Source organism: Paenarthrobacter nicotinovorans (assembly GCF_007670255.1).
GTDB lineage: Bacteria > Actinomycetota > Actinomycetes > Actinomycetales > Micrococcaceae > Arthrobacter > Arthrobacter nicotinovorans_B.
The window spans coordinates 74,050-99,294 of record NZ_SZVS01000007.1 but is presented as its reverse complement, the minus strand read 5'-3'; the positions used below and the strand labels follow the sequence as shown (position 1 = coordinate 99,294).

Genomic DNA, 25,245 nt, shown 5'->3' with positions numbered 1-25,245 from the left:
ATCAGTATGCTTACTATAGGGACATGACTCAGCGAACGGTTTCGGATCTGATCGTGGAACGGCTCAAGGCTTGGGGCGTTGACAGGGTATTCGGCTACAGCGGCGACGGCATCAACGGCTTCATGGGAGCCCTGCGCCGCACCGAAGGCGAGGTGGAGTTCGTCCAGGCCCGACACGAAGAAGCTGCAGCATTCATGGCAGTGGGCCACGGGAAGTACACCGGGGGTGTCGGCGTGGTCACCTCCACCCAAGGCCCGGGTGCGGTCCACCTGCTCAACGGGCTCTACGACGCGAAAATGGACGGCGTTCCAGTAGTCGCGATCATCGGACAACAGAGCCGGACCGTGCTGGGTTCGGCGTACATGCAGGAAATCGACCTGCTCACGCTCTTCAAGGACGTTGCCGCCCAGTTCGCGCAACTGGCCAGTTCCGCGGAGCAGATTCCGATGCTGATCGACCGGGCCTTCCGCACAGCCCTGGAAACCCGCACACCGTGCGTGGTCATCGTCCCGCACGACCTCCAAACCGCAGAGGCCCCGGAGCTCGAGCCCGAACACGGCATCGTGGTGACAGCCCCCGTGTGGCACCCCGCCCGCGTGATGCCCCGCGAGGAAGAACTGGAGGCCGCCGTCGAAATCCTCTCCCAAGGTGAGCGGATTGCCTTCTTCGTTGGCCAGGGCGCAAGGAAAGCCCAGGACGAAGTGATTCAGCTGGCAGAAAAGCTCAACGCCGGCGTCACCACCAGCCTGCTCGGCAAACCCTATGTGGACGAAACCCTCCCCTTCGCCGTCGGCACCATGGGCCATCTCGGCACCACGGCCAGCGCGTATCTCCTGGAGAACTGCGACACCCTGCTGATCATCGGATCCAATGACCCCTGGACCGAGTTCTACCCCAAACCGGGACAGGCCAGGGCGGTCCAGATCGACATCGACGGACGCAAGATCGCCAACCGCTACCCGGTGGAGCTGGGCCTGGTGGGCGACGCAGCGGAAACCCTGCAACAGTTGTCCGTCCGCCTCGATGCCAAGCAGCAGGAGAAGGAAAGCCAGCGCGCCCAGTGGCGTTCCGACGTCGAAACCCAGGTCAGCGCATGGCGGCACCTTTCAGAGGAACGCGCCAACCTTCCTGCCGAGCCGGTAAACCCGGAGTTGGTGGTCCGCGAGCTCAGCGGAAGGCTCCCCGATGATGCCCAGCTGAGTATCGACGTCGGCAGTTGCGTTTACTGGTACGCGCGCCAATTGGTCCTCCCGCCGGGAGTCCCCGCCCACCTCAGCGGCACACTCGCCAGCATGGGCTGCGCCATTCCGTATGGCCTTGCCGCCAAGCTCGCACACCCCGACCGGCCACTCGTGGCATTGGCAGGCGACGGCGGCATGCAGATGCTGGGAGTGGCGGAGCTGATCACCGTGGCGCATCGCTGGCGGAGCTGGGCGGATCCACGGTTCGTGGTGTGCGTCTTCAACAACCGTGACTTGGCCGAGGTCTCCTGGGAGCAGCGCGAAACCGAGGCCGAACCGCGATTCCCCGCCAGCCAGGAACTTCCGGATTTCCCCTTCGCCGCCTATGGCGAATTGCTGGGCTTGGCCGGGGTGCGCGTGGAGGACCCCGGCAAACTTGGCGAGGCCTGGGACTTCGCGCTTACTGCTGACCGGCCCGTGATCCTGGAGGTCAGGACGGACCCCAACATCCCCCTGCTTCCCCCCTTCCCGGCAGGAGAGGAGAAGCTTGAGGGCATGAGGTCCGCCCTGTCCCAGGAGGGTCCCCTCGGCGAGCATGCACGCAAACTGCTGGACAGCTATGCCGAGGGTGAGACGAAACTCCGGAGCTAGGGGCTTTCCGGTACTAGAGGTTCTCCACCAGGGAGACGTCGCGAACGGCGCCCTTGTCAGCGGACAATGCCATGGCAGCGTAGGCGCGCAGCGCCGGGGACACCTGGCGGTCGCGGTTCTTGGGCTTGTAGCCGCCGTTGACCAGGAGCTTCTCGCGGCGCTCGGCCAGGATCTCCTCGGAGACCTTCAGCTCCAGCGAACGCTGGGTGATGTCGATGCTGATGATGTCGCCGTTCTCCACCAGGGCGATCTCGCCACCGGAGGCAGCCTCCGGTGAGATGTGGCCGATAGACAGGCCGGAGGTACCGCCGGAGAAGCGGCCGTCCGTGATGAGGGCGCACTTCTTGCCCAGGCCACGGCCCTTGAGGAAGGACGTCGGGTAGAGCATTTCCTGCATGCCCGGACCGCCACGGGGGCCTTCGTAGCGGATGACCACTACGTCGCCTTCCTTGACGGTCTTGTTCAGGATCATTTCAACGGCCTCGTCCTGCGACTCGCACACAATGGCGGGCCCTTCGAACTTCCAGATGGACTCGTCCACGCCTGCGGTCTTCACCACGGCACCGTCCACGGCGATGTTGCCGCGCAGCACGGCAAGGCCGCCGTCCTTGGAGAAGGCGTGCTCCACGGAGCGGATGCAGCCACCCTCGGCGTCGGTGTCCAGGGAGGTCCACACGTTCGACTGCGAGAAAGCCGTGGAGGATCGGACGCCACCGGGAGCGGCGTGCCACAGGGCCTGGGCTTCCTCGGTGGCCTTGCCGCCGCGGATGTCCCAGTCATCCAGCCATCCGTCGAGGTCGTTGGAGTGCACTGAGTGGACGTTCTTGTGCAGGAGGCCGCCGCGGTTCAGCTCACCGAGCAGTGCCGGGATGCCACCGGCGCGGTGCACATCCTCCATGTAGTAGGTCTTGTTTCCGGCGACGTTCGGAGCCACCTTGGCAAGGCACGGCACCTGGCGGGACTTGGCGTCCATCTCGGCCAGGCCGTAGTCCACGCCTGCTTCCTGGGCCGCAGCCAGCAGGTGCAGGATGGTGTTGGTGGAGCCGCCCATGGAGATGTCGAGCGCCATGGCGTTGTCGAAGGCCTCTGCGGTGGCGATCGAGCGCGGCAGTACGGAGTCGTCGTCGCCGTCGTAATAGCGCTTGACGAGGTCGACGATGGTGGCGCCGGCCTTCTCATAGAGCGCCTTGCGGGCGGTGTGCGTGGCGAGCACCGAGCCGTTGCCCGGCAGGGCCAGGCCAATGGCCTCGGCAAGGCAGTTCATGGAGTTGGCCGTGAACATGCCGGAACAGGAACCACAGGTGGGGCAGGCGTTCTCTTCGATGAGGTTGATGTCTTCATCGGAGATGGACTCGTCCACGGCGTCGGCGATCGCGTTCACCAGGTCCAAGGAGCGCACGGAGCCGTCAGTCAGGGTCACGCGGCCGGCCTCCATGGGCCCACCGGAAACGAACACCACCGGGATGTTCAGGCGCAGCGCGGCCATGAGCATGCCGGGGGTGATCTTGTCGCAATTGGAGATGCAGACCAGGGCATCGGCGCAGTGCGCGTTGACCATGTACTCAACAGAGTCTGCGATCAGGTCGCGGGAGGGCAGCGAATAGAGCATGCCTGAGTGGCCCATGGCGATGCCGTCGTCCACGGCAATGGTGTTGAACTCACGCGGAACGGCTCCGGCAGCAAGGATCGCGTCGGAGACGATCCTGCCCACGGGTGCCAGGTGCGTGTGGCCGGGGACGAACTCGGTGAAGGAGTTGGCCACGGCGATGATCGGCTTGCCGATATCGGAGTTGGCGACGCCGGAGGCGCGCAGCAGTGCGCGGGCGCCGGCCATGTTGCGGCCATGGGTAACTGTTTTAGAGCGAAGTGCAGGCATGAGTACCATCCTGCTTGTCGTGGCGGGTCCCGGGAAGACGGTGTCGCTACTAGTACTGAAAGTACCAGAGTAATAGTGTTGTCAGCGTGAAAGACGAGAGACGCAAGGAACTGGGGCTCTACCTCAGGACCCGCCGGAACCAGGCACTGCGCTCGGACTACGGGCTCCCTCCTGTGGGGCGCTCCCGCGAGCGTGGGCTCCGACGGGAGGAGGTCGCCTTTCTCTCCGGTGTCAGCGTTACCTGGTACACCTGGCTGGAGCAGGGCCGCGATATCAGCCCCTCCCGGCAGGTCCTGGAATCGGTTGCCCGCGCCTTGCACCTCTCCGATACAGGATTGGGCTATGTGCTCTCGTTGGGTGGCTACTCCTCAGCGTTGCCCAAGGGGCCCGTGGCCGCTGATGCGCCCGCCCACGTGCAGCGCCTGCTGGACGCTCTGGACCCCAACCCTTCCTACGCTCTTTCCCCTGATTGGGGCGTGGCCGGGTGGAACCGCGCCTATGAGGCGCTGTATCCAAACATCGGAACGTTCGACGCCGCCGACAGGAACCTTTTGTGGCTGGTGTTCACGGACCCCTATGTCCGGGACCTGCTGCCGGACTGGGATGTCACCAGCAAAAGGTTCCTCGCCGAATTCCGGGCCGAAACAGGGCAACGCCTGGGTGATCCGGACGTCGCCTACCAAGTGGAACGGCTCAAGGAGGCCAGCCCGGAGTTCCAGGAGAGCTGGGACCGCTACGACATCCTCGGCTTCGAATCCCGTGAACGGCTCTTCCATCATCCGGCTGTAGGAGTGCTGCAGCTCGAGCACCACCAGGTGTCGCCGTCGGACCGCCCAGACCTGCATATCGTCGTCTACACCCCGGCACCCGGGAGTGACGCCGGCGAGCAGATGCAACGGTTGATGGAGACGGCGTCGTAGCGGTTCCTGAAACAGCGCTATAGCTTCAGCGACACTTCATCCGGGGTGGCCAGCGTCAACACTGCCTCCTCCACGGTTTGATGTCCCTCCAGCTCGCTCTCGATCCTGCGCAGCACGACGGCGACCTCATGTTCCGGATGGTCGCCCTGGAGATCCACAGCTGCCACGAGGTAGAGCTTGCGGGGGCCGACGAACTCCAGATGCAGGTACGTGAGCCGGGCGATGTCCTTGTGCTCCAGCAACTGCCGGCCCATGGAACGTTCGATGTCCGGGGTAACCCCCTGGCCCACAAGGAACCGTCGGTTGCGGTCGATCAGCACCACGGCAACAACCGCCAAAAGGACGCCGACCACGATCGAGCCGACAGCGTCCGGGACCGGCGATCCCGTGACCTGATGGAGGAACACTCCGATAAAGGCGATGACCAGGCCAACCAGCGCGGCGGCATCCTCGGCGAAAACCGCGCGCAGCGTCGGATCGGAGCTGACCAAGACCTGCTCCAAGGTTCTGCGTTCCAACTCCCTGGCCGCCTTCCGGGTCTGGCGGAAGGCCTGGACGAAGGAAAAACCTTCCAGGACAAAGGCCACGGCCAACACCAGATAGGCAATCAGGAAGTCCGATGCCGGCTCCGGATCAATGATCTGCTGGATCCCGTGCATGATGGAGACCACGGCCCCTGCGGTGAACAGCCCGAAGGCCGCGAACATGGACCAGACATAGGCTTCGCGCCCATATCCCATGGGGTGGCCCTTATCCCGGGGACGTTGTGATCGGCGCTCGGCCATGAAGAGGAACACCTGGTTTCCGGTGTCCGCCCAGGAGTGCGCGGCCTCGGCAGTCATGGACGCAGATCCCGTGAGTGCGGCCGCCACGGATTTGGCGGCGGCAACCAAGGTGTTCGCCGCGAAGGCAATGATGACGGTCAGCAGGGTGGAACCGGTGTCCGCCTTTTCCCGGGATGCAGCCATAGGGATACCGTACCCATTACAAGCCCGGATAAGCGCCGCACAGGCGAGGACCCGCGCAGATGGGGCGCCGCCCTGGTGAGGACCGGCGTCGTCGTTAAGCCGATAGTCAGCCCGCGCGCTGAGGTTCCGTCTGCGCGCGGACGCTCCAGGCCGACCAGTCCAGCGGATGGACCGACGGGCGTCCCAGCAAGTAGCCCTGCGCAGCGGTAATGCCCAGGGACGTGACTTCCTGGAGTTCCTCGGCCGTTTCGATGCCCTGCGCGTGGACGTCCGCACCGATCTCGCGGGCCAGCGCCACGATGGCACGGGCACGGAGCTTCTGTCCCTCGTTGCTTGCGATTCCTTCGATCAGGTGGCGATCCAGCTTGATGATGTCGGGACGGAGTTGTTCAATGCTGTCCAACGAAACCAGGGCAGCGCCCCAGGCACTGATCGAAACCCGCAGCCCCAGGGCACGCAGCTGTTCGAGGCCTTCACCGTCCGGTTGGGCCGCGATCGCTTCAAGGCCACCGGTCAATTCAACGATAATTCTTTCCGGGGCCAGGGCAGCAGCCGCAAGCAGGTTCCGCACCCGGGGATCGCGTGAGGTGGCCGGGGTTAGGTTCAGCGCGACGAACATGTTTTCCGGGACGTCGTGCGCGGCCATCAGCGCGCAATGCAGTGCAGCTATCTCAAGCTCGGTTCCCAGTCCCGCAGCGGCAGCTTCGCTGAACCAGACGTCGGCACCGGCCCCGTCCTCACCAATGAACCGGGTCAAGGCCTCGACGCCGATCGGCTCGCCCTGGGGAAGGGAATGGACGGGCTGGAAAGCGGTCAAGAGAAGCTTGTCTGCCAGGACGGATTGAATGCCGGCACGGACGTCGTGGCTGACGGGAACCAGGACCGTCTTCGAAGCATCGGACGATTCCAGGTGGAGGTTGGCGTGCTCAAGCTGCACCGGGACTGCAGCTGCAGGCTGTGTTGCCTTGCGGGTGAGCAGCAAGTGCTGCAGCAGTGCTCCCTCGGGATCATCCGGACGGGCCTCGAGCAGCTCACGAAGCCTGTTCCTGGCTCCCTCGCTGCGTGGTTCGGCGTCCTCAAGAATGGACTCGATGATGTCCAGGACCTGAGCCCGCATGGTCATTTCGTCCGCGAAGGGCATCTCCCCCGAGCCCTCCTGTTTACTGCCGTGCGCGTCATTATCCGGTGAAAGAGAGCCCGCTTCTTGAGCCATCAATTATTCCTTTTGTGTGTCCCCCGCTGGTCAAGCCAGACAACTGCCGCCCGCCGCATGCGGGCCTTGCCTCGAATCTTACAGAGAAAAATGTCAGCTGGCTCACACTTCGGACCTAAATCGCAGGGTCGTTAGCCGGAGGTCGCAGCCCAGGACGCATCTCCGACGTCGATCTCCCCCGCCATGTCGTCCAGGAACCGTGTCACGACCTCGCGCTCCTCCGGGGCGAGTCGTGCGGCCGCCAGGAACCGCCCGGCCTGCTGTTTGCCCACGGTCCGCATGGCCGCGGCGTGGGTTTCCGGGGTAATGGCGATGGCCAGGGCCCTGCGGTCGGACGGGTGCGCGCGCCTGGCGACGTGGCCCGCGCGTTCGAGCCGGTCGAGCAGCTTGGTGGTGGACGCCGTCGAAATATTCAGGTGGGAGGCTATCGCTCCGGGGGTGGCGATGACGCCCTGGTTGGCGCAGACGATGAGGTAATGCAGTGCGCGCATGTCGGACTGGTTCAACTTCATGTAACGGAGGGAAGCATCGGCGAGCCGCTGTTCGGCATCGCGGAGCCTTCCCAGCGAGGCCATGAGTGCGCTGATCTGCCGGACATCGGCGTCCGAAAGACCGGCTCGGTCAACCAATTGGTGATGGGGATCGTTCGCGTCCAGGTGATAGATCCCGGCCGGCGCCGGGAAGCCGGAAGTCTCCGGCATTTCTTCAGGACTGGACATGCTGAGTATGTTACACCCAACTTCTTACATGGTAGCCTTTCTTCTAGCTTGTCTAGCAATATCAGCATCGGGAGGAAGGCGCAGGATGAACGCGACAGAGATGGTGGTCCTCCTTGACGACGCCGGCAGGCCCATCGGCGAGGCCCCCAAAGCCCGGGTGCACACCCGGGAAACGCCGCTCCACCTCGCGTTTTCCTGCTACCTCCTCAACGACGACGGCGAGATCCTCCTGACCCGCCGTTCGCCGGAAAAGAAGACCTGGCCCGGAATCTGGACCAACAGCTTCTGCGGCCACCCCGGCCCAGGCGAAGATCCCCTGGACGCGGTGACGCGCCGTGCACGCTTCGAACTGGGAGTGGATGCCAACAGGATTGAACTCGCCCTGCCCCACTTCCGATACAGGGCCGTCGACCCCACGGGCATTGTGGAGAACGAAATCTGCCCGGTCTACATCGCCAGGATCGGCGGCGAGGTGAATCCCAACCCTGCCGAAGTGGCCGACTGGGCCTGGATGTCCCCGGCATTGGTGGCCAAGTCCCTGCAGCGAAGCCCGTCTGTCTTCAGTCCATGGCTTGGCCTGCAGTTCCCGCAACTCCTTGAGGCACGGGTACTCCAGCCCGGGACCGGAGCAAAAGCATGACCGTCACCTCCGGCGCTTTACGCAGCCGCACCGAGCTGTGCACCGCGATCGAAAATGAGTTAAGTGGCCTCATTCGAAAGCGCGCCAGCGCAGCCACCGCCTATGGCCCCCACTTCACCAGGCTCTGGGAACTGGCCGGCAACAACGTCCTGGGTGGGAAATTCGTCCGCCCGCTGCTGTTGATGGAAACTTTTGACGCCCTTCGGCAACCCGGGACCAACCACCGCGAAACCGCGATCAGCATTGCGGCCGCGATCGAACTCCTCCACTACTCCTTCCTGCTGCACGACGACGTGATCGACGGAGACCTCGTCCGGCGCGGACACCCCAACCTCATCGGCTCCCTCCTCGCAGAAGCCCAGGCTCTTCCCCGAAACAGCGTCGAGGGAACCCGTGAAGGCAGCGACCTCCACTGGGCCCAAACCGGCGGCATCCTCATGGGGGACATGCTCCTCGCGGCCACCCACCAAGCCTTCGCCAGGGCAGACCTCCCCCACACGCTCAGGTTGCGCCTACTGGACCTCCTGGAACACACCATCAACGAAACCGTGGCCGGTGAGCAGCTGGACGTCGGCCTGGGTGACGGCATCATCGACCCCCAGCTCGAAACCATCCTCGTCATGTGCGGCTACAAGACGGCCACCTACACCTTCGAGCTTCCCTTGCGGGCCGCCGCAGCGCTGGCAGGTGCCGATTTCGCCGTCGAAAATGCGCTCGCAACCGCCGGCCGCCATCTGGGCCTGGCGTTCCAGCTCCAGGACGACCTCCTGTCCACGTTCGGGGATCCCCTCCGGCACGGCAAGGATCCCTTTTCCGATCTGCGCGAGGGCAAGGAAACCGCGATCATCGCCCATGCCCGCACCACTGCGTCGTGGGTGGAGATTGAACCATTCTTCGGCAGGCCCGAACTCAATGGCGCCGAGTGCGAGCGTGTCCGCCGCCAACTGGCCGACTGCGGGGCCGAGAGCTTCGTCAACGGACTCATCCGGGAACAGATGCAGGCCTTTACCGACCTCCTGGACAACACCATTCCGCCGGGCGTGTGCCGGGTCTTGCTGGATCTTGCCGGGCAACTGGAAGGACGGCAGTCATGAGCGTCACCATGGACACCTCTTTTAGCCATTTCACCCGGACTGCCGAGCGGGCCGCCAACCAGGTTATTGCGGCCTACTCCACATCGTTCGGCCTCGCCTGCAAACTGCTGGGGCCGCGGCACCGCCAACATGTGCGCAACATCTACGCCCTGGTGCGTGTTGCCGACGAACTCGTCGACGGCGTCACTGCCGAGGCGGGACTCAGTTACCAGGAACAATGCGACGCACTGTCGCGCTTCATTGACGAGACCCACCGCGCCGTGAAACTTGGCTACAGCAGCGACCTCATCATCCATGCGTTCGCACAGACCGCCCGGACGGCCCGGATCGACGGTTCCCTGATCGATCCGTTCTTCGAATCGATGCGCACCGACCTCGGCGAGCGCTCTTCCGCCCCCGCCGCTCCCCTGCGCTTCGACGCCGATGCGCACCAAGGTTACGTCCACGGTTCCGCCGAAGTGGTGGGCCTGATGTGCCTGCGCGTGTTCATACGGGATGAAAACATCGACGACGGCGACGCCGCGGCGCTGCAGTACGGCGCAAGCCGCCTGGGGGCTGCTTTCCAGAACATCAATTTCCTTCGTGACCTGGCCGATGACACCACCCGCCTCGGCCGGAACTACCTGGGCACCTCGGAGCATCTGGAGGACCAGGACCGCATGGAATGGGTGCGCACCATCAGGGCCCAGCTGGCCGATGCCAATGCCGTCATCCCGCTCCTGCCACGTGACGCCCGGGCAGCTGTCCGCAGCGCCCTTTCGCTGTTCACTGCCCTGACCGACAAGATCGAACAGACCACCGTGGACGAGCTCTACCGTTCACGGGTCCGTGTCCCCGACGCGGTAAAAGCCGGTCTCGCCGCACGGGCCGTCGCCTCAACCTGGATGGAGCTGCACCGATGAAACGGACAGTCGTGATCGGCGGTGGCATCGCTGGGCTTGCCACCGCCGCATTGCTCGCCCACGAAGGACACGAGGTCCAACTCCTGGAGCAGCGCAGCGAAGTGGGCGGCCGGGCCGGAAGCCTGGAACGCAACGGTTTCCGCTTCGATACCGGCCCCTCCTGGTACCTCATGCCGGGGGTTTTCGACCACTTCTTCGAGCTCCTGGGCACCAGCACCGCCGAACAGCTGGACCTGCACACCCTCAATCCCGCCTACCGCGTCTTCAGCGAACCGGACGACGACGGCCGGCCGGAGCCGTTGACCGTCCCCTTGGGCAGCGAACAGGTTCTGGCGACGTTCGAAAAAGTGGAGCCTGGAAGCGCCAAGGAGCTCTCCGCCTACCTGGCATCGGCAGGGCACACCACAGAGATGGCCGAGCGCTTTTTCCTCTACAACCCTTTCACCAAGCTCCAAGCCCTGCTCCAGCCCGAGGTGCTGCGGAGCCTGCCCAAACTGGCGCAACTACTCCTGACTCCCTTGGACAAGTACGTGGCCCATCGCTTCGAGCATCCGGTCCTGCGGCAAGTACTGGGCTACCCGGCCGTTTTCCTGGGCACCAGCCCCTCCGACGCGCCGGCAATGTACCACCTCATGAGTGCCTTGGACCTGGGTGACGGCGTGCAGTACCCCATGGGAGGTTTCCGGGAACTCGTCAACCGCCTTGAGGCCCTGGCTCTCCAGGCAGGCGTCCGGATCCACACCGGTGCCGAAGCCCTCAAGATCACCACCCGCGAAACCACGAGGACCAAGAAAGTGGGCCGTTTTGACGGCGTGAAGCTTCCCGTGGCCCTCTCCGGCAAGGACCACCGCGAAGTGACCGGGGTGGCGTGGCGCGATACCTCGGGGAATGAGCACTACAGCGTGGCGGACCTGGTGGTCTCCGGCGCCGACCTGCACCACACCGAAACCCAGCTTCTGGGCGTGCGGGACCGCAGCTACCCCAATTCCTGGTGGCAGCGGCGCACCAGCGGACCGGGCGCCGTCCTGGTGATGCTGGGAGTCAAGGGCAAACTCCCGGAACTGCCGCACCATTCACTGTTCTTCACCCGGGATTGGGAAGCGAACTTCGCTTCCATCTTCGGAGCGGAAACCAGCATTCCCGATCCTGCGTCGATTTACGTCTGCAAACCCAGCGCCACAGATTCCGCGGTGGCTCCCGCCGGCCATGAGAATCTCTTTGTCCTGGTCCCGGTCCCAGCCGATCCGGCACTCGGTTCCGGCGGCCCGGACGGAACCGGCGACATCCTCATCGAACGAACCGCCGACGCCGCCATCGGGCAGATCGCCGAGTGGGCCAACATCCCCGACCTTCGCGAACGGATCGTTGTCCGGCACACGATCGGTCCAGCCGACTTTGCCCGGGACTACAACTCCTGGCGCGGCGGCATGCTGGGACCGGCACACACCCTGGGACAAAGCGCCATGTTCCGGGCACAGAATGCCTCGAAGCGCGTGCAAGGGCTCTACTACGCGGGAGCCACTACCGCTCCGGGCGTCGGCGTACCCATGTGCCTGATCAGTGCCGAGCTGGTCCTGAAAAGAATCCGCGGAGACCACAGCACCGGCCCTGTCAGCGTGAGGCCCGTAGCCAGCAGGATTGGCTGATGGGTGTCCTTTACCTGGTTTCGTTGTTGCTCGGCATCACCTGCATGCTGCTGCTCGACCACAGATTCCGGCTGTTTTTCTGGCACGACGCAAAAGCAGCGGCGACCGTAACCGCCGTCGGGCTGTTGTTTTTCCTTGGCTGGGACGCGGCCGGCATCGGGCTGGGGATCTTCCTCCGCGGAGAAGGGAACATCGCCACGGGTATCCTGCTTGCTCCGGAGCTGCCCATCGAGGAACCCGTATTTCTGCTCTTCCTGACCCTGTGCACCATGGTGCTGTACACCGGTGCCCGGCGGCTCCTGTCCCCTGTGCCGGGGAAGCGTCGCGAGAGGGAGCGTGAAAACGCATGACCTACCTTTGGCTCGCACTCCTCTTCGTGGCCGCGGCAGTAGTGGCCGGGGTGGCTTTCGCCGCTCAGGCGTCGCGCCGCGGTGAATCCCGGCGGCATTGGCAAGCCGTGGGCCTGGCTTTCGCGGCACTCGCTGTCCTGACTGCGGTGTTCGACTCCGTCATGATCGGCATGGAGCTCTTCCACTACGACACCTCCCACCTCCTGGGTGTCACGGTGGGCCTGGCACCTGTTGAGGACTTTGCCTATCCGCTGGCCGGCGTGGTGGCACTCCCTGGCCTATGGATGTGGCTGACCCGACGACGCACGCGCGGCGGCAGCGAGCGCCGTCACGGGGAGCCCGGGCTCAAGGGCCTCATTCCCCAGGCGCTGCTCGCATCACGCCCCGTCAGCTGGATCAACACGGCCTATCCGTTCGCCGCGGCCATGCTGCTGACCACCCGCGAGATCGACTGGGTTCTGGTGGTGGGAACGCTCTACTTCCTGATCCCGTACAACCTGGCCATGTACGGCATCAACGACGTCTTCGACTACGAATCCGACCTGAAAAACCCACGCAAAGGCGGCATCGAAGGCGCCCTGCTCCAACCACGGCTCCACCGGCCCATGCTGTGGCTCGCCGCCATCACCAACATTCCGTTCCTGCTGGTGCTTGCGCTCGCGGGAGGCCCGTCCGCGTGGCTGCCGTTGCTGGTCAGCGCTTTCGCGGTGGTGGCATACTCCATTGCCGGACTCCGCTTCAAGGAACGCCCGGTCTTGGACTCAGTAACGTCCAGTACGCACTTCGTAAGTCCCGCCGTCGTCGGCCTTGCGATGGCCGGCGCCGAGGTGACGCCCGGACTCATCATCCTGCTGGCCGCGTTTTTCCTGTGGGGAATGGCTGCACATGCTTTCGGCGCCGTCCAGGACATCGAACCCGACCGGCAGGCCGGCATCGGATCCATAGCGACAGTCATCGGTGCCCGCCGAACGGTGCGGCTCGCCGTCGTGCTGTGGCTGGTAGCCGGCCTGGCCATGCTGGCGACCCCGTGGCCCGGGCCGCTGGCGGCGGTCATCGCCGTACCGTACATCGTCAACTGCGCGCCGTACTGGAACGTGACGGACACGACGGCGGCGCGCACCAACACCGCATGGCGGCGGTTCATCTGGCTCAACTACGGTTCAGGATTCCTCGTGACGCTCATCCTGATCCTGCACTGGAGCCTCACGTCATGAGCCGGCCAGCTCCTCGGGATCCTCATCAATGGTGTCCATCGCCTCCCGCATATGCAGGAGGAAGTCCACCACGACCCGGGACTCGTCGGGGCTCAGGGCAGAGGCAGCTTCGAGCATCCGGCGGTGCATCCCGCCCAAGGTGTGGCGCACTTCCTGGTCCGACCCCGGCGTCGCCTTCAGAATCAGTGCACGGCGGTCCGTGGGGTGCGGCTCCCGCCGGATATGGCCTGACTCCACCAACCGGTCGATCAACGTTGTCATGGATGCCGACGTTATCCCGAGCTTGTCTCCCAAGTCCTTCGGCTTCATTACCTTGCCGGCAGCTTCTGCCTCAAACAGGTACCGCAGTGCCAGCAAGTCTTTCTCGCCCATCCCCATGGAGGAACGTGTCCGGCGGCGCATCGCTTGTTCGGAGGCCCGGTAATCCCTCAGTGCGTTCAGGACATCGATGGCGATGGCCTTCTGTCCAGGGTCTTTTCCGTACCAATAGCCCCTTGCGTGGCCGTCCGTATCCATCCGATGTTCCTTCGATAAGCGTAAAGCTCGCTTCACTAGCAATTTGATAGTAAGTCACGGACCCCGTGAATGCATGAAACCGCACATCCGAGAAGGAAAGAGGCTCATCACATGGCAACCGGAAGCCCTGATATCAGGCGGCAAATCACTGTGACAGCCAGCCTGGTTGTCTGCATCGTTGGCTCGATGATCGGCGTCGGCGTCTTTGGTGGGACGCCCATTGCGCAGGCCGCAGGCGGCGCCTTGGCAGCCGACTCCACCCTTCTCGCACCGGCTACGCCCGCCTTCTCGATCTGGTCCGTGGTGTACGCAGGGCTCATTGGGTACACCGTGTGGCAGTGGCTGCCATCGCAGCGCTCAAATTCCCGGCAGCGGGCCCTGGGCTGGGTCGTTGCCGCGTCCATGATCCTTAACGCCGCGTGGATCCTGTCCGTCCAAGCTGGTTGGCTTCTTGTCAGCGTTCTGGTGATTCTGGCCCTTCTGGTGTCGTTGGTCCTGGCCTTTCTGCGGTACAGCCAGACGCGCTCTTACTCGTGGGTTGAAGCTGTGGTGGTGGACGGAACCCTGGGGCTCTACCTCGGCTGGACCAGTGTGGCCGTTTGCGCCAATATTGCGGCGGCGTTGAAGGCCTTTGGTTTCTCCGGCTTTGGCCTGCGGCCCGAGGTGTGGTCGGTCGCCGTGCTGGTGGTGGTGGCGGTGATTGGTGTGGCTTTGGCCGTCAAAGGCCACGGCAGGCTCGCATTGGCCGCTGCCATCGCATGGGGTCTGGTGTGGATCACCGTTGGCCGCAGCTCCGACGCCCCCGAGTCATTCCCGACGGCGATCGCGGCTGCCGTCGCTGCCGCCTTGGTCCTGGGTGCTGCGATCACGGTGCGGGCGCGGGTGGTGTTGGCTGCGGCCTAGGGATTGGCTGGCTTTTCCACATAGGGCAATTGGTGCCTTTTGGGCGCTGTTGTTGGTTGGAAGAGTTGGGGCATGGAGCAGATACACCTCGGGCAGACGAAAAGAACTGGCGCGCCCTTTTCTCGTGTAGCTGATTGCATCGTTGCCATCGGTTCGTTTCCCTTGAGCGCCGATACCGGGGAGCTGATAGCCCAGCTTCGAGAGTTGGAGGCTTTGAAGTCTGCGATCTGTGGGTTGCAGGCAAGGGTGGCTGTTGCTTTTGATACGGCCCAGCGCGCCAGCGAGGCCGCGCGGGGTGTTCCCGCGGCGGAGCAGGGCCGGGGCGTCGGGGCGGAGGTGGCGTTGGCGCGCCGGGAGTCCCCGAACCGCGGTGCCCGGCTGTTCGGGTTGGCCAAGGCGTTGGTGGCGGAGATGCCGCACACCATGGCTGCCCTGGAGTCGGGTCAGTTGAGTGAGTGGCGGGCCACGTTGCTGGCGCGCGAGACAGCGTGTCTTTCGGTCGAGGACCGTGCCGGCGTCGATGCCGAACTTGCAGCTGACACCGGGACGTTCGAAGGAGCCGGGGATAAGGTCATTGTCGCCGCCGCGAGGGCCGCCGCGTACCGGCGGGACCCACGGACTGTCGCTCAACGCGCGGGCCGCGCCGTGTCGGACCGGACGGTAAGCCTGCGGCCCGCCCCGGACACCATGACCGTCCTGACCGCGCTGCTTCCGGTGGCGCAAGGCGTGGCGGTGTTTGCGGCCTTGTCCAAGGCTGCGGACACGGCCCGGTCGCGGCCCGGTGCCGTGGAACGTTCCCGTGGCCAGGTCATGGCCGACACTCTCGTTGAGCGTCTGACCGGCAAAGCCGGCGGAATCAACGGGGTTGAGCTTCAGCTCGTCATGACCGACCGTACGTTGTTCCAAGGCGACAGTGAACCGGCCCGACTCCAGGGCTATGGCATCGTCCCGGCCCAGTGGGCAAGGGAACTGACAAACCCCGCCCAGGCGACGGCGGGAGGGGAAAAGCCCGCAGTGGACTCTGAGTACAGTCTGTGGCTGCGCCGGCTCTACACGGCACCGGCCACCGGGGACCTGATCAGCACCGACTCCAAAGCCAGGCTCTTCCCACCGAGGCTCAGACGCTTCATCGAAACCCGCGACCACACCTGCCGGACCCCTTACTGCGACGCGCCCATCCGCCACACCGACCACATCATCCCTTGGCACCAGGGCGGACCCACCACCTTGGAAAACGGCGCCGGGCTATGCGAAGCCTGCAACCACAGCAAAGAAATCCCCGGCTGGACCACCACCCCCGGCGAACCAGGCACGAACACCCGCCACACCCTTACACTCCAAACCCCCACCGGGCACGACTACCAGTCCACAGCCCCACCACTGCCCGGCCACCAGCGCGATGCGGAAGACAGTCGGGACCTCTCACGCGTCTAAGAACCCGGCAGGTCCGCCCTGGCTTCAGCGATCATTAAGCCGGTACACCGATACATGGCTGCGCGATTCAGCCGTAAATTCGCTCCGGTCCCAGTCCGCCCAACGGGCTTCCAAGTGGAACCCCGCTAACCTGGCCATGAGGTCCAATTCGCTGGGCCAGATATAGCGGTGCGGCGTCCGGCCTATCCGCGCCACCCGGCTGGAAAGGTCTTCCTCGAACTGGACGTGGTGCGAGACAACGTGCTGGCGAAGAACGTCATAGGTATCCACCAACAGGTACCCTGGCTGGCTCACTTCCACCGTTGCTTTGTGTCCCTGCGGCAGCGAGCGCAGCTGCGGCACCCAAAGCTCAATAACCAAGCAGCCACCGGGTGCCAGATGCCGTGCCGCGTTCTGGAAGCAACGGACTTGCTCCTCTTGGGTCAGTAGATTCGCAATGGTGTTGAACACCAGATAAGCCAGCGTGAATCCCCCCGAGATCCGCGCCTCTGCCATGTCACCTTGGACCACGGGGATGGTTTGATGGTCCACTTTCGTTCGAAGGCGCCGGATCATGGCATGGGAAAGTTCGATGCCGCTCACCGCGACACCGGCTTCGGAGAGAGGCACGGCCACCCGACCGGTACCTATGGCAAACTCGACGGCGGCACCCCCGCCCGCAAGTTCTGACAGGAACTGCACGGTAGGACCTAGAACTGCCGGGGAGAACATGCCCTCTCCCGGAGTGTCGTAGCGTTGGGCGGTTTCCTCGTCCCACAACTCCTGCTGGTCGGTCATCCTGCCACTATTGCAGGTTCGGCGCCGTAGGGTAATCCATGATGCCGGCAACCTGGCGTAACGATTGACATGACATAACTCACATTCTGTAAGCTACATTTAAGTCACGCAGCCGGCTTCCTTCGCTTCAAACAGGGAGGTCCTGATGGCCCCCAATCCCCCCAAAGCCACCATTGTGCAAATTCATGGGGCAGCCGCTTCTGTAGCTCGACGAAGAGCAGCAGTTCCCCAGGGAAGGCACAGCGCAGCCAACAAACCCGACGCCCTGCTGGGGGCCTTGGCCGTGAGGCAACTGTTTCACCGCTGGCCCTTGGTACCTTCACGCGAACTTGAGCGGATCCGCCACGTGCTCCTCCATTGCGACCAGCTGGGCTCCCCGGACACCCACCACCTTTCCGAACCAGCCCAAGCGCTCCTGGAATTGATCAACAGCGAGTTGGACCGGCGACGAACCCAGGAAGACCACACGCAGCCGCCGGCAAAAGAAGCAGCGGCGGCTGCCGCCCGCAAGGGGGTCGCCTAGGTGGCCGGGCACTTCGAATTGTTCGAAGAAGCAGACGGAGATTGCCGTGTCCGGCTCGTCGATGATGACGGGACGGAACTTGCCCTCTCCGTCTGCTTCCGGGACCGGAAGTCAGCAGCCAAGGCCATCTACTCGCTGCGGGAGATCGCGGCGAGCGGCCTGATTGAGGACCACACCTCGCGGGCCTCGTAAGGCGACTAACGGATGATCGGAAGTCCCGCCGTCGGGAAGACGCTGGGGAAGATCGACGGCGGAGGCACCGGAACATCGTCCAGCGCCACAGTGACGGTCTCCGCACCGACGGTGACGTCGGAGTCCCGCACCTTCAACAGCAGCGGCTGGTCACTGTAACCGGGTCCTCCCACGAGGGTGAGTCCAATGGACCCTTGCGCCAGGTCCACGGCGAGCAGTCGTCCCTGGACTTTGAGCTTAAAAGACAGCCCCTCCCATTCAGCGGGCAGCCGGGGGTCGAAACGCAGGACATCGCCTTGGTCGCGCATACCGGCGAAACCGCACACCAGGGAACTCCAAATGCCGCCAGTGGAGGCAATGTGGACGCCATCGATGGTGTTGCCGTGGGAGTTGTCGAGGTCGATGAACAATGCCTCGGTGAAGTGCTTCAGAGCAACATCGCCGTAGCCAACCTCGGCTGCCATGATTCCCTGGACACACGCGGACAGAGTGGAGTCCCCTGTGGTGATGGGATCGTAGAAGTCGAAGGCGCGCTGCTTTTCCTCGGCGGTGAAGTCCTGCCACTGAAGGAACATCGCCAGCACCGTGTCAGCCTGCTTGAGGACCTGGTGCCGGTAGATCACCAACGGGTGGAAGTTCAGCAGCAGCGGGTACTTGGACTTGGGCGTGTTCCAGTCCCAAGGTTCCAGCGTCATGAAGTCGTTGTCCTGGCTGAACACTTGAAGGTGGGGATCATAGGGAAGCGACATCCGTTCGGCGGCCTGCCTCCAGACCATGCGCTCGGTTTCGGCGATGCCCTCATGCTCCAGTGCGGCAGCCGCCCGGAGGTTAAAGCGCGCCATGACGTTGGTGTAGAGGTTGTCGTTGACCACAGCCGTGTATTCGTCGGGCCCGGTGACGCCGTGGATGTGGAACATGCCGTCCTTGCCGAAAAAGCCCAAGGAAGCCCACATGCGGGCGGTCTCGATCAACAGGTCGGCACCGAGCTCTGCGCTGAATGTCACATCGCCGCTGGCCCACTGGTAACGGTTGGCAGCAAAAGCGATGGCTGCGGCAATGTGGAACTGTGCTGTGCCGGCCGCATAGTAGGCGCTGGCTTCCAGACCGTTGATGGTGCGCCACGGGAACAACGCGCCGTCCACACTGAGTTCCTTGGCACGAACTCTGGCATCCGGAAGCATCGCATGCCGTGATTCGAGGACCTTCCTGGCACCACACGGGTTGGTGTACGTCAGGTAAGGCAGGAGGTAGACCTCCTGATCCCAGAAATAGTGGCCTTCATAGCCTGAACCGCTCACGCCCTTTGCGGGAATGCCGGCCACTCCGGCACGGGCGGTGGCCTGCGCGAGTTGGAAGAGGCTCCATCGAACTGCCTGCTGCATCTCCGGCTGACCGCCGATCGAGACATCGGCCGTGGTCCAGTACTCGTCGTAATGTGCCTTGCTCTGCGCAAGGATCTCCGGGAACGGCACCAAGTTGGCTTCTGCGTCCGCGGCCAGGCTTTCGCCCCGGTCTTCCGCGTCAGAAGAGCCGGCCACAACGTAACTGACCGACTTCTCGAGACGGAAAGTGTCGCCGTCGTGGATGGCCAAGACATAACGGACGGATGATTCGTCCTCGGCCACCAGCGTCTCGAACGGCTGACCCTCGGCAGAAATCCAGTGGTCGACAGCCATGGCTACGCGCTGGCGGGACTCTGAGGTTTCCCAGGCAAGGCGCAGCGAACCATCGGCGCCGTGCAGGTGAAGTGGGAGAAGTACCCGGCCCGCGTGCCGGCCGGAACGCCGCGGGTCGTGGACCGAGTGGTCCTCCACAGGCTGGTCCTGGCGGTTTACGACGCCGGAGGTGATGTCAGCGGACACGTCGCGGTCCGCGGACAAGGACAGTTCCAGGCCAAGACACCCGCGGGAATCGAACCCAACAGCGCGGCGCTCAACAGTGGTGACCGTAGCCCCCGAGCGGCAGGACCACACGATGCGTTCCTCGTAAACGCCCGTGGAGAAGTCCACGCTGCGGTGGTAGTCCAGCACCGTGGACTCGGCCAGGCTCAGGGCTTCGCCGTCGATGGAAACCGTGAAGTTGTTGGCATCCGGAACGTAGACGATCCGCTGGCCCGTCCTGGCAAAGCCGTAGGCGTTCTCGGCGTGCTTGATGTCCCAGATTTCATGGAAGCCATTGATGAACGTGCCGGGAAGTTCCCCGTCTCCGGCCGTGGAATGTGAACCACGGATGCCAAGATGGCCGTTGCCAAGCGCAAACAGCGTTTCCAAAGTTCCCTCGTCACCGGGAACGTGGATGTTTTCCACAAGCTTCCAGGGCTCGCAGGGGAAACGCAGCCGATCGGAGCTGATGAGTGCCATGGGCGGTTGAAATCCTTCGAAAAAAGTAGGGTCAGAGAAGTTCGTAGAGGTCATCGACCACGAGCGTGGCGCCTGCGTCCAGCAGGGTTTGCCGGCCTGCTCCGCGGTCCACGCCGATCACGGCATGAAACGGAGCCCCCGCGCCGGCCTGCACCCCGGACACGGCGTCTTCCACCACGATGCATTCCTCCACAGGCAGCCCAAGGAGCCCGGCGGCGTAAACATAGGTGGCGGGGTCCGGTTTGCCGGGAAGTCCGACGGCGGCGGCCACTTGGCCGTCGACGACCACCTCGAAGTGGTGGTCCAATCCAGCGGCCTTCAGCACCGCCGGGGCGTTCCGGGAGGAGGAAACAACGGCGACTTTGAGTCCCCGCTCCAGGGCCGCGTTGATGAATTTGACGGATCCTTCGTACGGCTCGACGCCTCGGGTGTCCACGATCTCATTGAAGATCGCGTTCTTGCGGTTACCCAGGCCCTGGACCGTCTGGTTCGTGGGCGCGTCGTCGATTGGACCTTCCGGCAGCGTGATGCCACGGGAGGCCAGGAAGTCCCGGACGCCATCGAAGCGTGGCTTGCCGTCGATGTGGTCGAAGTAGTCGCTCTCCTGGTAGCCATCAAGGTGCCCGATTCCGGACAGGTAGCCGTCGAACAGTTCCTGCCACGCTTGCTCGTGCACTACTGCAGTGGGCGTCAGCACGCCGTCGAGGTCGAACAAAAGGGCTGAGGCGCCTGTCCAGGCATTACGAAGATCAGTCATGTGCATGGTTCCGTTCAGCGCTTGTGGCGCGTGGTTTTGCGTTCGATGAGCTTGGTATCGAGCAAGTGGTTCGAGGGTTGATGGGAGGGTTCGTTATTCAGGAGTCGTTCACACAGCAGGTTCGCTGCGAAGGCGCCTTGGTCGGCGACCGGTTGCGCCACGGTGCTGAGGCCGAGGAACCCGCTCATGGGATGGTTGTCTATCCCGATCACGGACACATTCTTAGGCACGGACAAACCGTACTCGCGAAGCGCGGTCATGGCGCCGAACGCAGCCTCGTCGCAATGGGCGAACACCGCTGTGGGCCGGGCACCACGCGTGATGAGCTCAGCCATGGCGCGTCGTCCGTCGTCGATGCTGGGATCACAGGAGACCACAAGGTCCGGGTGGACGGTGAGGTGGTGTTCATCCAGCGCACGGCGGAAGCCACGGAATCTTGGGACGTCGTTCAGAACGGGTTCAGCACTCGAGAGAACCGCCAGATCCCAATGGCCCAGGTCCAGCAGGTGTTGGGTTGCCTGCCAGGCCGCGTGTTCGTCATCGATACCTACATTGTCCCACGGAACATTTCGCATGCCTACGCTGGCCACCGCCACTCCGCAGGCTTCCAACGCTTCCATCTCTTCGGGGTCGGGGTCAATATTGAGCAACAGCAGCCCGTCCACCCTTTGGGCGAGGTTTTCCAGGTTCCCGAAGAACTGCCTGCGGACACTGTCTTTGTTCCGGAGGCTGATCAGGACCGTGTCGTACCCGCTGTCACCCAGGACTTCCTCCGCGGCTTCCACGGTTTGGGCGAAGAACCATGACGTGGCGGTGGGTGCAACGATGGCTACGGAACCTGTACTTCCGCCGGCCAACCTGGAGGCAGCAGCCGAGGCTTTGTAGCCTAGTTTGCTTGCGGCTTCGGCCACCCTCAACTGGGCCTTTTCGGAAACGTTGGGGAGCTTCCTGAGTGCCCGGGACACGGTGCAAATCGACAAACCGGACAGGACGGCCACGTCCTGGATTGTCACCCTGTCAGTCCTAACCATGCAACACGGCCTCAACCCTTTCCATTCCCGCCTGACGCCTTGGCATACGTCCCGAAGCGGGACAACAGCCAAAAGTGTAAGCGCTTACAATTTTGTCATTCAATAGAGTGCGGCTGAATGCAAAAATGTGACGCGAATCTCACCATGGGTTTGATTACGGGGCGGGAATCCCTTCTAATCCGTTGCTAACCCAGCACGTAGAACTTGAGGAACGCACTGACATCTACGAGTTCCGCCGGCTCGATCCTGTGCCCCATCCCTGGGTAGGTCCGCGCCGTCAGGGCCGTATTCGCGTTCAACCACTCCTCCGTATGGGCGATTGCGTCCTCATTGATGACAGGGTCCGCCTTGTCCCTTCCCCAGAAGAACGGCGGCGGAGTGTCGAACGACTCACTCAGGGCCAGGAGGTCATTGTCCAGGACGAACCCGGACAAACCCACGGTGGCCTTAAAGGACTCGGGACGCAGACGCAGCAGGGTGCTGGCCATGGCCATGCCCTGCGAATAGCCCAGCAAGCTGACGCTGCTGTGGTTGTCCTTCACGGAATTGATCCAGTCGAACACTGCGTTGGTGGACGTGATCACGTCGGCAAAGTCGTTGGTGAGGAAGTAGTCCAGCAGGAACCAGCCGTAGTGGTCACCTATAGCTTTCGGTCCGCGCAGAGCAGCACAGGTGAAAGCCGACGGCAGGCGGTCAAAAAGGTCGACCATGCGCTGTTCACTGGTGCCGTAACCATGAAGCATCACAAGCAGCGGGGTGCCTTTGCGCTGGTTTTCGGGCTTTGACCAGACCACTGAATCCATGGGCATGAGCCTAGTAGACTGACGCCATGACTCCGCAGGAATTGGCCAACCTGGCCCATCTGCGGCGCGCCCGCGATTTCATAGACCGCGAGTACGCGCGTCCTTTGGATGTGCCCACCATGGCGGCCGGCGCCCTCATGTCCCCGGCGCACTTCTCCCGCCAATTCAAGGCCGCCTACGGGGAATCGCCCTACAACTACCTGATGACGCGGCGGATCGAGCGGGCCATGGCCCTCCTGCGCGCGGGAACCAGCGTGACCGACGCCTGCATGGAGGTGGGCTGTACGTCCTTGGGTTCCTTCAGCAGCCGCTTTACCGAAATCGTGGGAATCACACCCAGCGAGTACCGTGCCCGGGAGCACCAAGCGGTCAAGGCCATGCCCAACTGCATCGCAAAGCAACACACACGCCCGGACAGAAAAGGCAGCAACAACCTGAGCAGGATCGAAGAAGCGCCCACGTCACAGCTGCAATAGCGTGGGATTCATGAACATTTCATTGAAGTACGCACACGTCACTGTCAACGACGTCGATGAGTCGCTAGCCTTCTACCGCGACGCCCTTGGCCTGGAGGTCCGTAACGATGTCGGTTCCGACGGGCAGCGCTGGGTGACCTTGGGCAGCGACGCCCAGCCGGACCTCGAACTGGTCCTCTCCCCGCCGCACGCGGGCCGTTCGCAGGCCGACGGCGACGCCATCCAGGAACTGCTCACCAAAGGCGTCATGCCGATGCTCGTGTTCAGCACGGACGACCTCGACGCCACGTTCGAAAAGCTCCGTGCCTCCGGAGCAGAAGTCCTCCAAGAGCCCATCGACCAGCCGTGGGGACCGCGCGACTGCGCGTTCCGCGATCCCTCCGGCAATATGATCCGCATCAACCAGGGCTAACCGCCCCGACCCGAATTAAAAGGTTCGACGACGGCGGCTCACGGGGCCGCCGTCGTCGAACCTTTTCGTCGTCAAAGGCTCAGCAGGCCGGCGTCGGAAAGTTCCCCGTCCTGGTGTGTGGACGCGATCGCGGCGGACACGACGTCGGACAGCCGCTTGCGGCGCGCATAGGCCTGGCGCTGCAGCCGCTCACCTGAACCGCGGCGGAGGATGGTGGCCACGCCGGCCCGGGCGGCAGCCAGGTCCCCGGCTTTGGTCAGTGCCGGCCTGATGTGGCGCAGCAACGCGCCGGCAACCTCCGGAGCGGCAACGGGGGTCTGCTCCAGCGGGTGCAGGAGCTCGCGGTTGATGCCGAAGCGGCTGGCTTTCCAGTTGGCCATGCGGATCACATGGGTCAAAACGCTCGACGGCGGCTCGCCGCGCCGCCACTCAGCCGCCGAAGTCTCCACCAATGCACGCGCGATGACAGCCAGAGTGAGCGCGTCCTCGGCGTAAAGGCACACGTCGGCGATCCTGAGCTCAACGGTGGGATGGCCCCGGGACAAGCGGGCATCGAAGTAGATCATGCCCTCGTCCATGGGAACGCCGGTACCCAGGAGCGACTCAAGCACGTTCCGGTAACCATCGCCCGAGCCGAAGACATCCATGGGGCCGGCAGTGGGCCAGCGGTTCCAGATCTGGGTGCGGTAGCTCGCGAAGCCGGTGTCTGCTCCCATCCAGAAGGGCGAATTGGCGCTCAACGCCAGCAGGACGGGCAGCCAGTGGCGCATGCGGTCCAGGACCGCAACGCCCTCCTCAGCTGACTCGATGGACACGTGGACGTGGAAGCCACATGTGAGTTGCTCGCGTGAAATCAGGCCAAATTCCGTGCCCATGGCCGCGTACCGCTTGTTTCCCGTAGTGGGTGTCGCATGAAAAACAGGCGGGGTGGCCAAGGCCGCCACCCTTGCGCCCAGCGTTCTTGCTGCCTTGTCGGACAAGGATCGTCCGGCACGGATCTCAGCCCTGAGTTCTCCCGCCGTGCGGCACGGGCGGGAGTTGACTTCGATTTGCTCCTGCTTGAATTCTGATTTCAGCGACGCGGCATCATCCGTGGCATCCCCGTTCTGTGCCGCTGCCACGTCCAGGATCTCCGCCGCCATGGCCAAGGGCATACCGTCCGAAGGATCGGCGATCAGCAGTTCCTCCTCCACCCCAAACGTACGCACGATCACCCCTCCCACCCTGGATTATTCAGAAGCGGCGGTTATCCAATGTGGCGTGGAACCTCCATTTGGAAACCGCAACGGCAGTGCAGCACCTGGGTCTGCAAGTACACCTCAAGAAGATTCGGACCTTCAGGATCGTCCGTGCTCCGGGGAGCCTCAATCACGCGTTCAGCAGGCCGGCCCAGTGTCATGGGATCGCCGCAGTGGGTGCAGCTGAACCACAGCCCTGCTGCGGCGGTGGAAAGAAACTCCTGTTGAATTGCCGGCACCAGCGTCGCCAAGCGGACGGGGTGGGCATAGAACGTATCGCATTCGCTGCAGGTGTAGCTGACGTCGACCACTTCCGACTGGTGTGGTTCTGACTCCACCACCGTCTCCACGAAAATGTAGGAATCCGTGGCGCATACTGTGCACCACGGCCGCGCTTCGGTCACAGGGGGCACAGTCATCGACCCTTGTGAAGGTTTAGGGACAGGAAG

Annotated in this window: 26 protein-coding genes; 14 read left to right on the top strand and 12 right to left on the bottom strand. The window is 63.7% G+C overall.

What is annotated here, in order from left to right:
- The first annotated feature begins 23 nt into the window (after window positions 1-23).
- Complete coding sequence (locus FDP28_RS12410; RefSeq protein WP_144661749.1) at window positions 24-1,832, top strand: thiamine pyrophosphate-requiring protein; 1,809 nt, start codon at window positions 24-26, stop codon at window positions 1,830-1,832.
- Window positions 1,833-1,845: 13 nt separating this feature from the next.
- Here FDP28_RS12410 and ilvD read toward each other — a convergent pair whose 3' ends face one another.
- Entirely contained in the window at window positions 1,846-3,708 is a 1,863-nt protein-coding gene (ilvD, locus tag FDP28_RS12405) for a dihydroxy-acid dehydratase (protein WP_144661748.1), read from the bottom strand.
- An 86-nt stretch (window positions 3,709-3,794) separates the two neighbouring features.
- Here ilvD and FDP28_RS12400 point away from each other — a divergent pair, with 86 nt between their 5' ends.
- Complete coding sequence (locus FDP28_RS12400; protein WP_144661747.1) at window positions 3,795-4,628, top strand: helix-turn-helix transcriptional regulator; 834 nt, start codon at window positions 3,795-3,797, stop codon at window positions 4,626-4,628.
- A gap of 17 nt (window positions 4,629-4,645) precedes the next feature.
- Here the strand turns inward: FDP28_RS12400 and FDP28_RS12395 are convergent, their stop codons facing one another.
- From FDP28_RS12395 to FDP28_RS12385, 3 genes are all read right to left on the bottom strand, one after another.
- Window positions 4,646-5,596, bottom strand: coding sequence for a cation diffusion facilitator family transporter (locus FDP28_RS12395; protein ID WP_144661746.1), 951 nt, complete (start codon window positions 5,594-5,596; stop codon window positions 4,646-4,648).
- A gap of 106 nt (window positions 5,597-5,702) precedes the next feature.
- Window positions 5,703-6,809 (bottom strand): EAL domain-containing protein, encoded by a 1,107-nt coding sequence (locus tag FDP28_RS12390; protein WP_144661745.1) that lies wholly within the window; start codon window positions 6,807-6,809, stop codon window positions 5,703-5,705.
- Between the two features lie 131 nt (window positions 6,810-6,940).
- Window positions 6,941-7,528, bottom strand: a complete 588-nt coding sequence (locus FDP28_RS12385) for a MarR family winged helix-turn-helix transcriptional regulator (protein ID WP_144661744.1) — start codon at window positions 7,526-7,528, stop codon at window positions 6,941-6,943.
- Between the two features lie 85 nt (window positions 7,529-7,613).
- On the opposite strand from FDP28_RS12385, the gene idi reads away from it, so the two are divergent.
- The 6 genes from idi to FDP28_RS12355 are packed head-to-tail and all read left to right on the top strand — an operon-like array spanning window position 7,614 to window position 13,374.
- The gene (gene idi, locus FDP28_RS12380; RefSeq protein ID WP_144661743.1) at window positions 7,614-8,168 is read left to right on the top strand and encodes an isopentenyl-diphosphate Delta-isomerase; all 555 of its coding nucleotides are present in this window, start codon (window positions 7,614-7,616) and stop codon (window positions 8,166-8,168) included.
- A complete protein-coding gene (locus tag FDP28_RS12375) occupies window positions 8,165-9,262 on the top strand; it encodes a polyprenyl synthetase family protein (RefSeq protein ID WP_144661742.1) in 1,098 nt (365 codons plus the stop codon). The genes idi and FDP28_RS12375 overlap by 4 nt, the downstream gene beginning before the upstream one ends.
- A complete protein-coding gene (locus FDP28_RS12370) occupies window positions 9,259-10,164 on the top strand; it encodes a phytoene/squalene synthase family protein (RefSeq protein WP_144661741.1) in 906 nt (301 codons plus the stop codon). The genes FDP28_RS12375 and FDP28_RS12370 overlap by 4 nt, the downstream gene beginning before the upstream one ends.
- Window positions 10,161-11,810, top strand: coding sequence for a phytoene desaturase family protein (gene crtI / locus FDP28_RS12365; RefSeq protein ID WP_144661740.1), 1,650 nt, complete (start codon window positions 10,161-10,163; stop codon window positions 11,808-11,810). Before FDP28_RS12370 ends, crtI begins: the two co-directional genes overlap by 4 nt.
- Window positions 11,810-12,160: a lycopene cyclase domain-containing protein gene (locus FDP28_RS12360; RefSeq protein ID WP_144661739.1), complete on the top strand. Its 351-nt coding sequence runs from the start codon at window positions 11,810-11,812 to the stop codon at window positions 12,158-12,160. Before crtI ends, FDP28_RS12360 begins: the two co-directional genes overlap by 1 nt.
- Complete coding sequence (locus FDP28_RS12355; RefSeq protein ID WP_144661738.1) at window positions 12,157-13,374, top strand: prenyltransferase; 1,218 nt, start codon at window positions 12,157-12,159, stop codon at window positions 13,372-13,374. Before FDP28_RS12360 ends, FDP28_RS12355 begins: the two co-directional genes overlap by 4 nt.
- Here the strand turns inward: FDP28_RS12355 and FDP28_RS12350 are convergent.
- Window positions 13,369-13,890 carry a MarR family winged helix-turn-helix transcriptional regulator gene (locus FDP28_RS12350; protein ID WP_186313618.1) on the bottom strand — a complete coding sequence of 174 codons (522 nt, stop codon included), beginning with the start codon at window positions 13,888-13,890 and terminating at the stop codon, window positions 13,369-13,371. The two genes, FDP28_RS12355 and FDP28_RS12350, sit on opposite strands and share 6 nt — an antisense overlap.
- A 111-nt stretch (window positions 13,891-14,001) precedes the next feature.
- Here FDP28_RS12350 and FDP28_RS12345 point away from each other — a divergent pair, with 111 nt between their 5' ends.
- Both FDP28_RS12345 and FDP28_RS12340 read left to right on the top strand, forming a co-directional pair.
- Window positions 14,002-14,793 carry a tryptophan-rich sensory protein gene (locus FDP28_RS12345; RefSeq protein WP_144661736.1) on the top strand — a complete coding sequence of 264 codons (792 nt, stop codon included), beginning with the start codon at window positions 14,002-14,004 and terminating at the stop codon, window positions 14,791-14,793.
- A gap of 72 nt (window positions 14,794-14,865) precedes the next feature.
- Window positions 14,866-16,227, top strand: a complete 1,362-nt coding sequence (locus tag FDP28_RS12340) for an HNH endonuclease (protein WP_144661735.1) — start codon at window positions 14,866-14,868, stop codon at window positions 16,225-16,227.
- Window positions 16,228-16,251: 24 nt separating this feature from the next.
- Here FDP28_RS12340 and FDP28_RS12335 read toward each other — a convergent pair whose 3' ends face one another.
- Complete coding sequence (locus FDP28_RS12335) at window positions 16,252-17,004, bottom strand: class I SAM-dependent methyltransferase (protein ID WP_144661734.1); 753 nt, start codon at window positions 17,002-17,004, stop codon at window positions 16,252-16,254.
- Between the two features lie 145 nt (window positions 17,005-17,149).
- Between FDP28_RS12335 and FDP28_RS12330 the strand changes: the two genes are divergently transcribed.
- Complete coding sequence (locus tag FDP28_RS12330) at window positions 17,150-17,527, top strand: hypothetical protein (RefSeq protein WP_144661733.1); 378 nt, start codon at window positions 17,150-17,152, stop codon at window positions 17,525-17,527.
- A complete protein-coding gene (locus tag FDP28_RS12325; protein WP_144661732.1) occupies window positions 17,528-17,719 on the top strand; it encodes a YegP family protein in 192 nt (63 codons plus the stop codon).
- 5 nt (window positions 17,720-17,724) lie between these two features.
- Here the strand turns inward: FDP28_RS12325 and FDP28_RS12320 are convergent, their stop codons facing one another.
- The 4 genes from FDP28_RS12320 to FDP28_RS12305 form a co-directional block, all read right to left on the bottom strand.
- On the bottom strand, window positions 17,725-20,079 hold the full coding sequence (locus FDP28_RS12320; RefSeq protein WP_144661731.1) for a glycoside hydrolase family 65 protein: 2,355 nt from the start codon (window positions 20,077-20,079) through the stop codon (window positions 17,725-17,727).
- A gap of 31 nt (window positions 20,080-20,110) precedes the next feature.
- Entirely contained in the window at window positions 20,111-20,842 is a 732-nt protein-coding gene (locus tag FDP28_RS12315) for an HAD family hydrolase (protein ID WP_144661730.1), read from the bottom strand.
- Window positions 20,843-20,850: 8 nt separating this feature from the next.
- Window positions 20,851-21,849 carry a LacI family DNA-binding transcriptional regulator gene (locus FDP28_RS12310; protein WP_260842456.1) on the bottom strand — a complete coding sequence of 333 codons (999 nt, stop codon included), beginning with the start codon at window positions 21,847-21,849 and terminating at the stop codon, window positions 20,851-20,853.
- Window positions 21,850-22,052: 203 nt separating this feature from the next.
- A complete protein-coding gene (locus FDP28_RS12305; RefSeq protein WP_144661728.1) occupies window positions 22,053-22,670 on the bottom strand; it encodes an alpha/beta hydrolase in 618 nt (205 codons plus the stop codon).
- Window positions 22,671-22,696: 26 nt separating this feature from the next.
- Between FDP28_RS12305 and FDP28_RS12300 the strand changes: the two genes are divergently transcribed.
- Window positions 22,697-23,146, top strand: coding sequence for a helix-turn-helix transcriptional regulator (locus FDP28_RS12300; RefSeq protein ID WP_144661727.1), 450 nt, complete (start codon window positions 22,697-22,699; stop codon window positions 23,144-23,146).
- A 10-nt stretch (window positions 23,147-23,156) separates the two neighbouring features.
- On the top strand, window positions 23,157-23,558 hold the full coding sequence (locus tag FDP28_RS12295) for a VOC family protein (RefSeq protein WP_026267320.1): 402 nt from the start codon (window positions 23,157-23,159) through the stop codon (window positions 23,556-23,558).
- 71 nt (window positions 23,559-23,629) lie between these two features.
- On the opposite strand, the gene FDP28_RS12290 is transcribed toward FDP28_RS12295, so the two are convergent.
- Together FDP28_RS12290 and FDP28_RS12285 are read right to left on the bottom strand one after the other, a co-directional pair.
- Complete coding sequence (locus FDP28_RS12290; RefSeq protein ID WP_186313617.1) at window positions 23,630-24,772, bottom strand: glutamate--cysteine ligase 2; 1,143 nt, start codon at window positions 24,770-24,772, stop codon at window positions 23,630-23,632.
- A gap of 32 nt (window positions 24,773-24,804) precedes the next feature.
- Window positions 24,805-25,215: a hypothetical protein gene (locus FDP28_RS12285; protein WP_260842454.1), complete on the bottom strand. Its 411-nt coding sequence runs from the start codon at window positions 25,213-25,215 to the stop codon at window positions 24,805-24,807.
- Window positions 25,216-25,245 lie beyond the last annotated feature (30 nt).

What these genes read in the sequence shown, in the direction of transcription:
- idi (WP_144661743.1), top strand. Translation starts at nt 7,614, where the DNA reads ATGAACGCGACAGAGATGGTGGTCCTCCTTGACGACGCCGGCAGGCCC.
- FDP28_RS12355 (WP_144661738.1), top strand. Translation starts at nt 12,157, where the DNA reads ATGACCTACCTTTGGCTCGCACTCCTCTTCGTGGCCGCGGCAGTAGTG.
- FDP28_RS12340 (WP_144661735.1), top strand. Translation starts at nt 14,866, where the DNA reads ATGGAGCAGATACACCTCGGGCAGACGAAAAGAACTGGCGCGCCCTTT.
- crtI (WP_144661740.1), top strand. Translation starts at nt 10,161, where the DNA reads ATGAAACGGACAGTCGTGATCGGCGGTGGCATCGCTGGGCTTGCCACC.
- FDP28_RS12335 (WP_144661734.1), bottom strand. Translation starts at nt 17,004, where the DNA reads ATGACCGACCAGCAGGAGTTGTGGGACGAGGAAACCGCCCAACGCTAC.
- FDP28_RS12385 (WP_144661744.1), bottom strand. Translation starts at nt 7,528, where the DNA reads ATGTCCAGTCCTGAAGAAATGCCGGAGACTTCCGGCTTCCCGGCGCCG.
- FDP28_RS12315 (WP_144661730.1), bottom strand. Translation starts at nt 20,842, where the DNA reads ATGCACATGACTGATCTTCGTAATGCCTGGACAGGCGCCTCAGCCCTT.
- FDP28_RS12395 (WP_144661746.1), bottom strand. Translation starts at nt 5,596, where the DNA reads ATGGCTGCATCCCGGGAAAAGGCGGACACCGGTTCCACCCTGCTGACC.
- FDP28_RS12295 (WP_026267320.1), top strand. Translation starts at nt 23,157, where the DNA reads ATGAACATTTCATTGAAGTACGCACACGTCACTGTCAACGACGTCGAT.
- FDP28_RS12410 (WP_144661749.1), top strand. Translation starts at nt 24, where the DNA reads ATGACTCAGCGAACGGTTTCGGATCTGATCGTGGAACGGCTCAAGGCT.
- FDP28_RS12360 (WP_144661739.1), top strand. Translation starts at nt 11,810, where the DNA reads ATGGGTGTCCTTTACCTGGTTTCGTTGTTGCTCGGCATCACCTGCATG.
- FDP28_RS12350 (WP_186313618.1), bottom strand. Translation starts at nt 13,890, where the DNA reads ATGGATACGGACGGCCACGCAAGGGGCTATTGGTACGGAAAAGACCCT.
- FDP28_RS12285 (WP_260842454.1), bottom strand. Translation starts at nt 25,215, where the DNA reads ATGACTGTGCCCCCTGTGACCGAAGCGCGGCCGTGGTGCACAGTATGC.
- FDP28_RS12300 (WP_144661727.1), top strand. Translation starts at nt 22,697, where the DNA reads ATGACTCCGCAGGAATTGGCCAACCTGGCCCATCTGCGGCGCGCCCGC.
- FDP28_RS12320 (WP_144661731.1), bottom strand. Translation starts at nt 20,079, where the DNA reads ATGGCACTCATCAGCTCCGATCGGCTGCGTTTCCCCTGCGAGCCCTGG.
- FDP28_RS12330 (WP_144661733.1), top strand. Translation starts at nt 17,150, where the DNA reads ATGGCCCCCAATCCCCCCAAAGCCACCATTGTGCAAATTCATGGGGCA.
- FDP28_RS12345 (WP_144661736.1), top strand. Translation starts at nt 14,002, where the DNA reads ATGGCAACCGGAAGCCCTGATATCAGGCGGCAAATCACTGTGACAGCC.
- FDP28_RS12390 (WP_144661745.1), bottom strand. Translation starts at nt 6,809, where the DNA reads ATGGCTCAAGAAGCGGGCTCTCTTTCACCGGATAATGACGCGCACGGC.
- FDP28_RS12305 (WP_144661728.1), bottom strand. Translation starts at nt 22,670, where the DNA reads ATGGATTCAGTGGTCTGGTCAAAGCCCGAAAACCAGCGCAAAGGCACC.
- FDP28_RS12375 (WP_144661742.1), top strand. Translation starts at nt 8,165, where the DNA reads ATGACCGTCACCTCCGGCGCTTTACGCAGCCGCACCGAGCTGTGCACC.
- FDP28_RS12370 (WP_144661741.1), top strand. Translation starts at nt 9,259, where the DNA reads ATGAGCGTCACCATGGACACCTCTTTTAGCCATTTCACCCGGACTGCC.
- ilvD (WP_144661748.1), bottom strand. Translation starts at nt 3,708, where the DNA reads ATGCCTGCACTTCGCTCTAAAACAGTTACCCATGGCCGCAACATGGCC.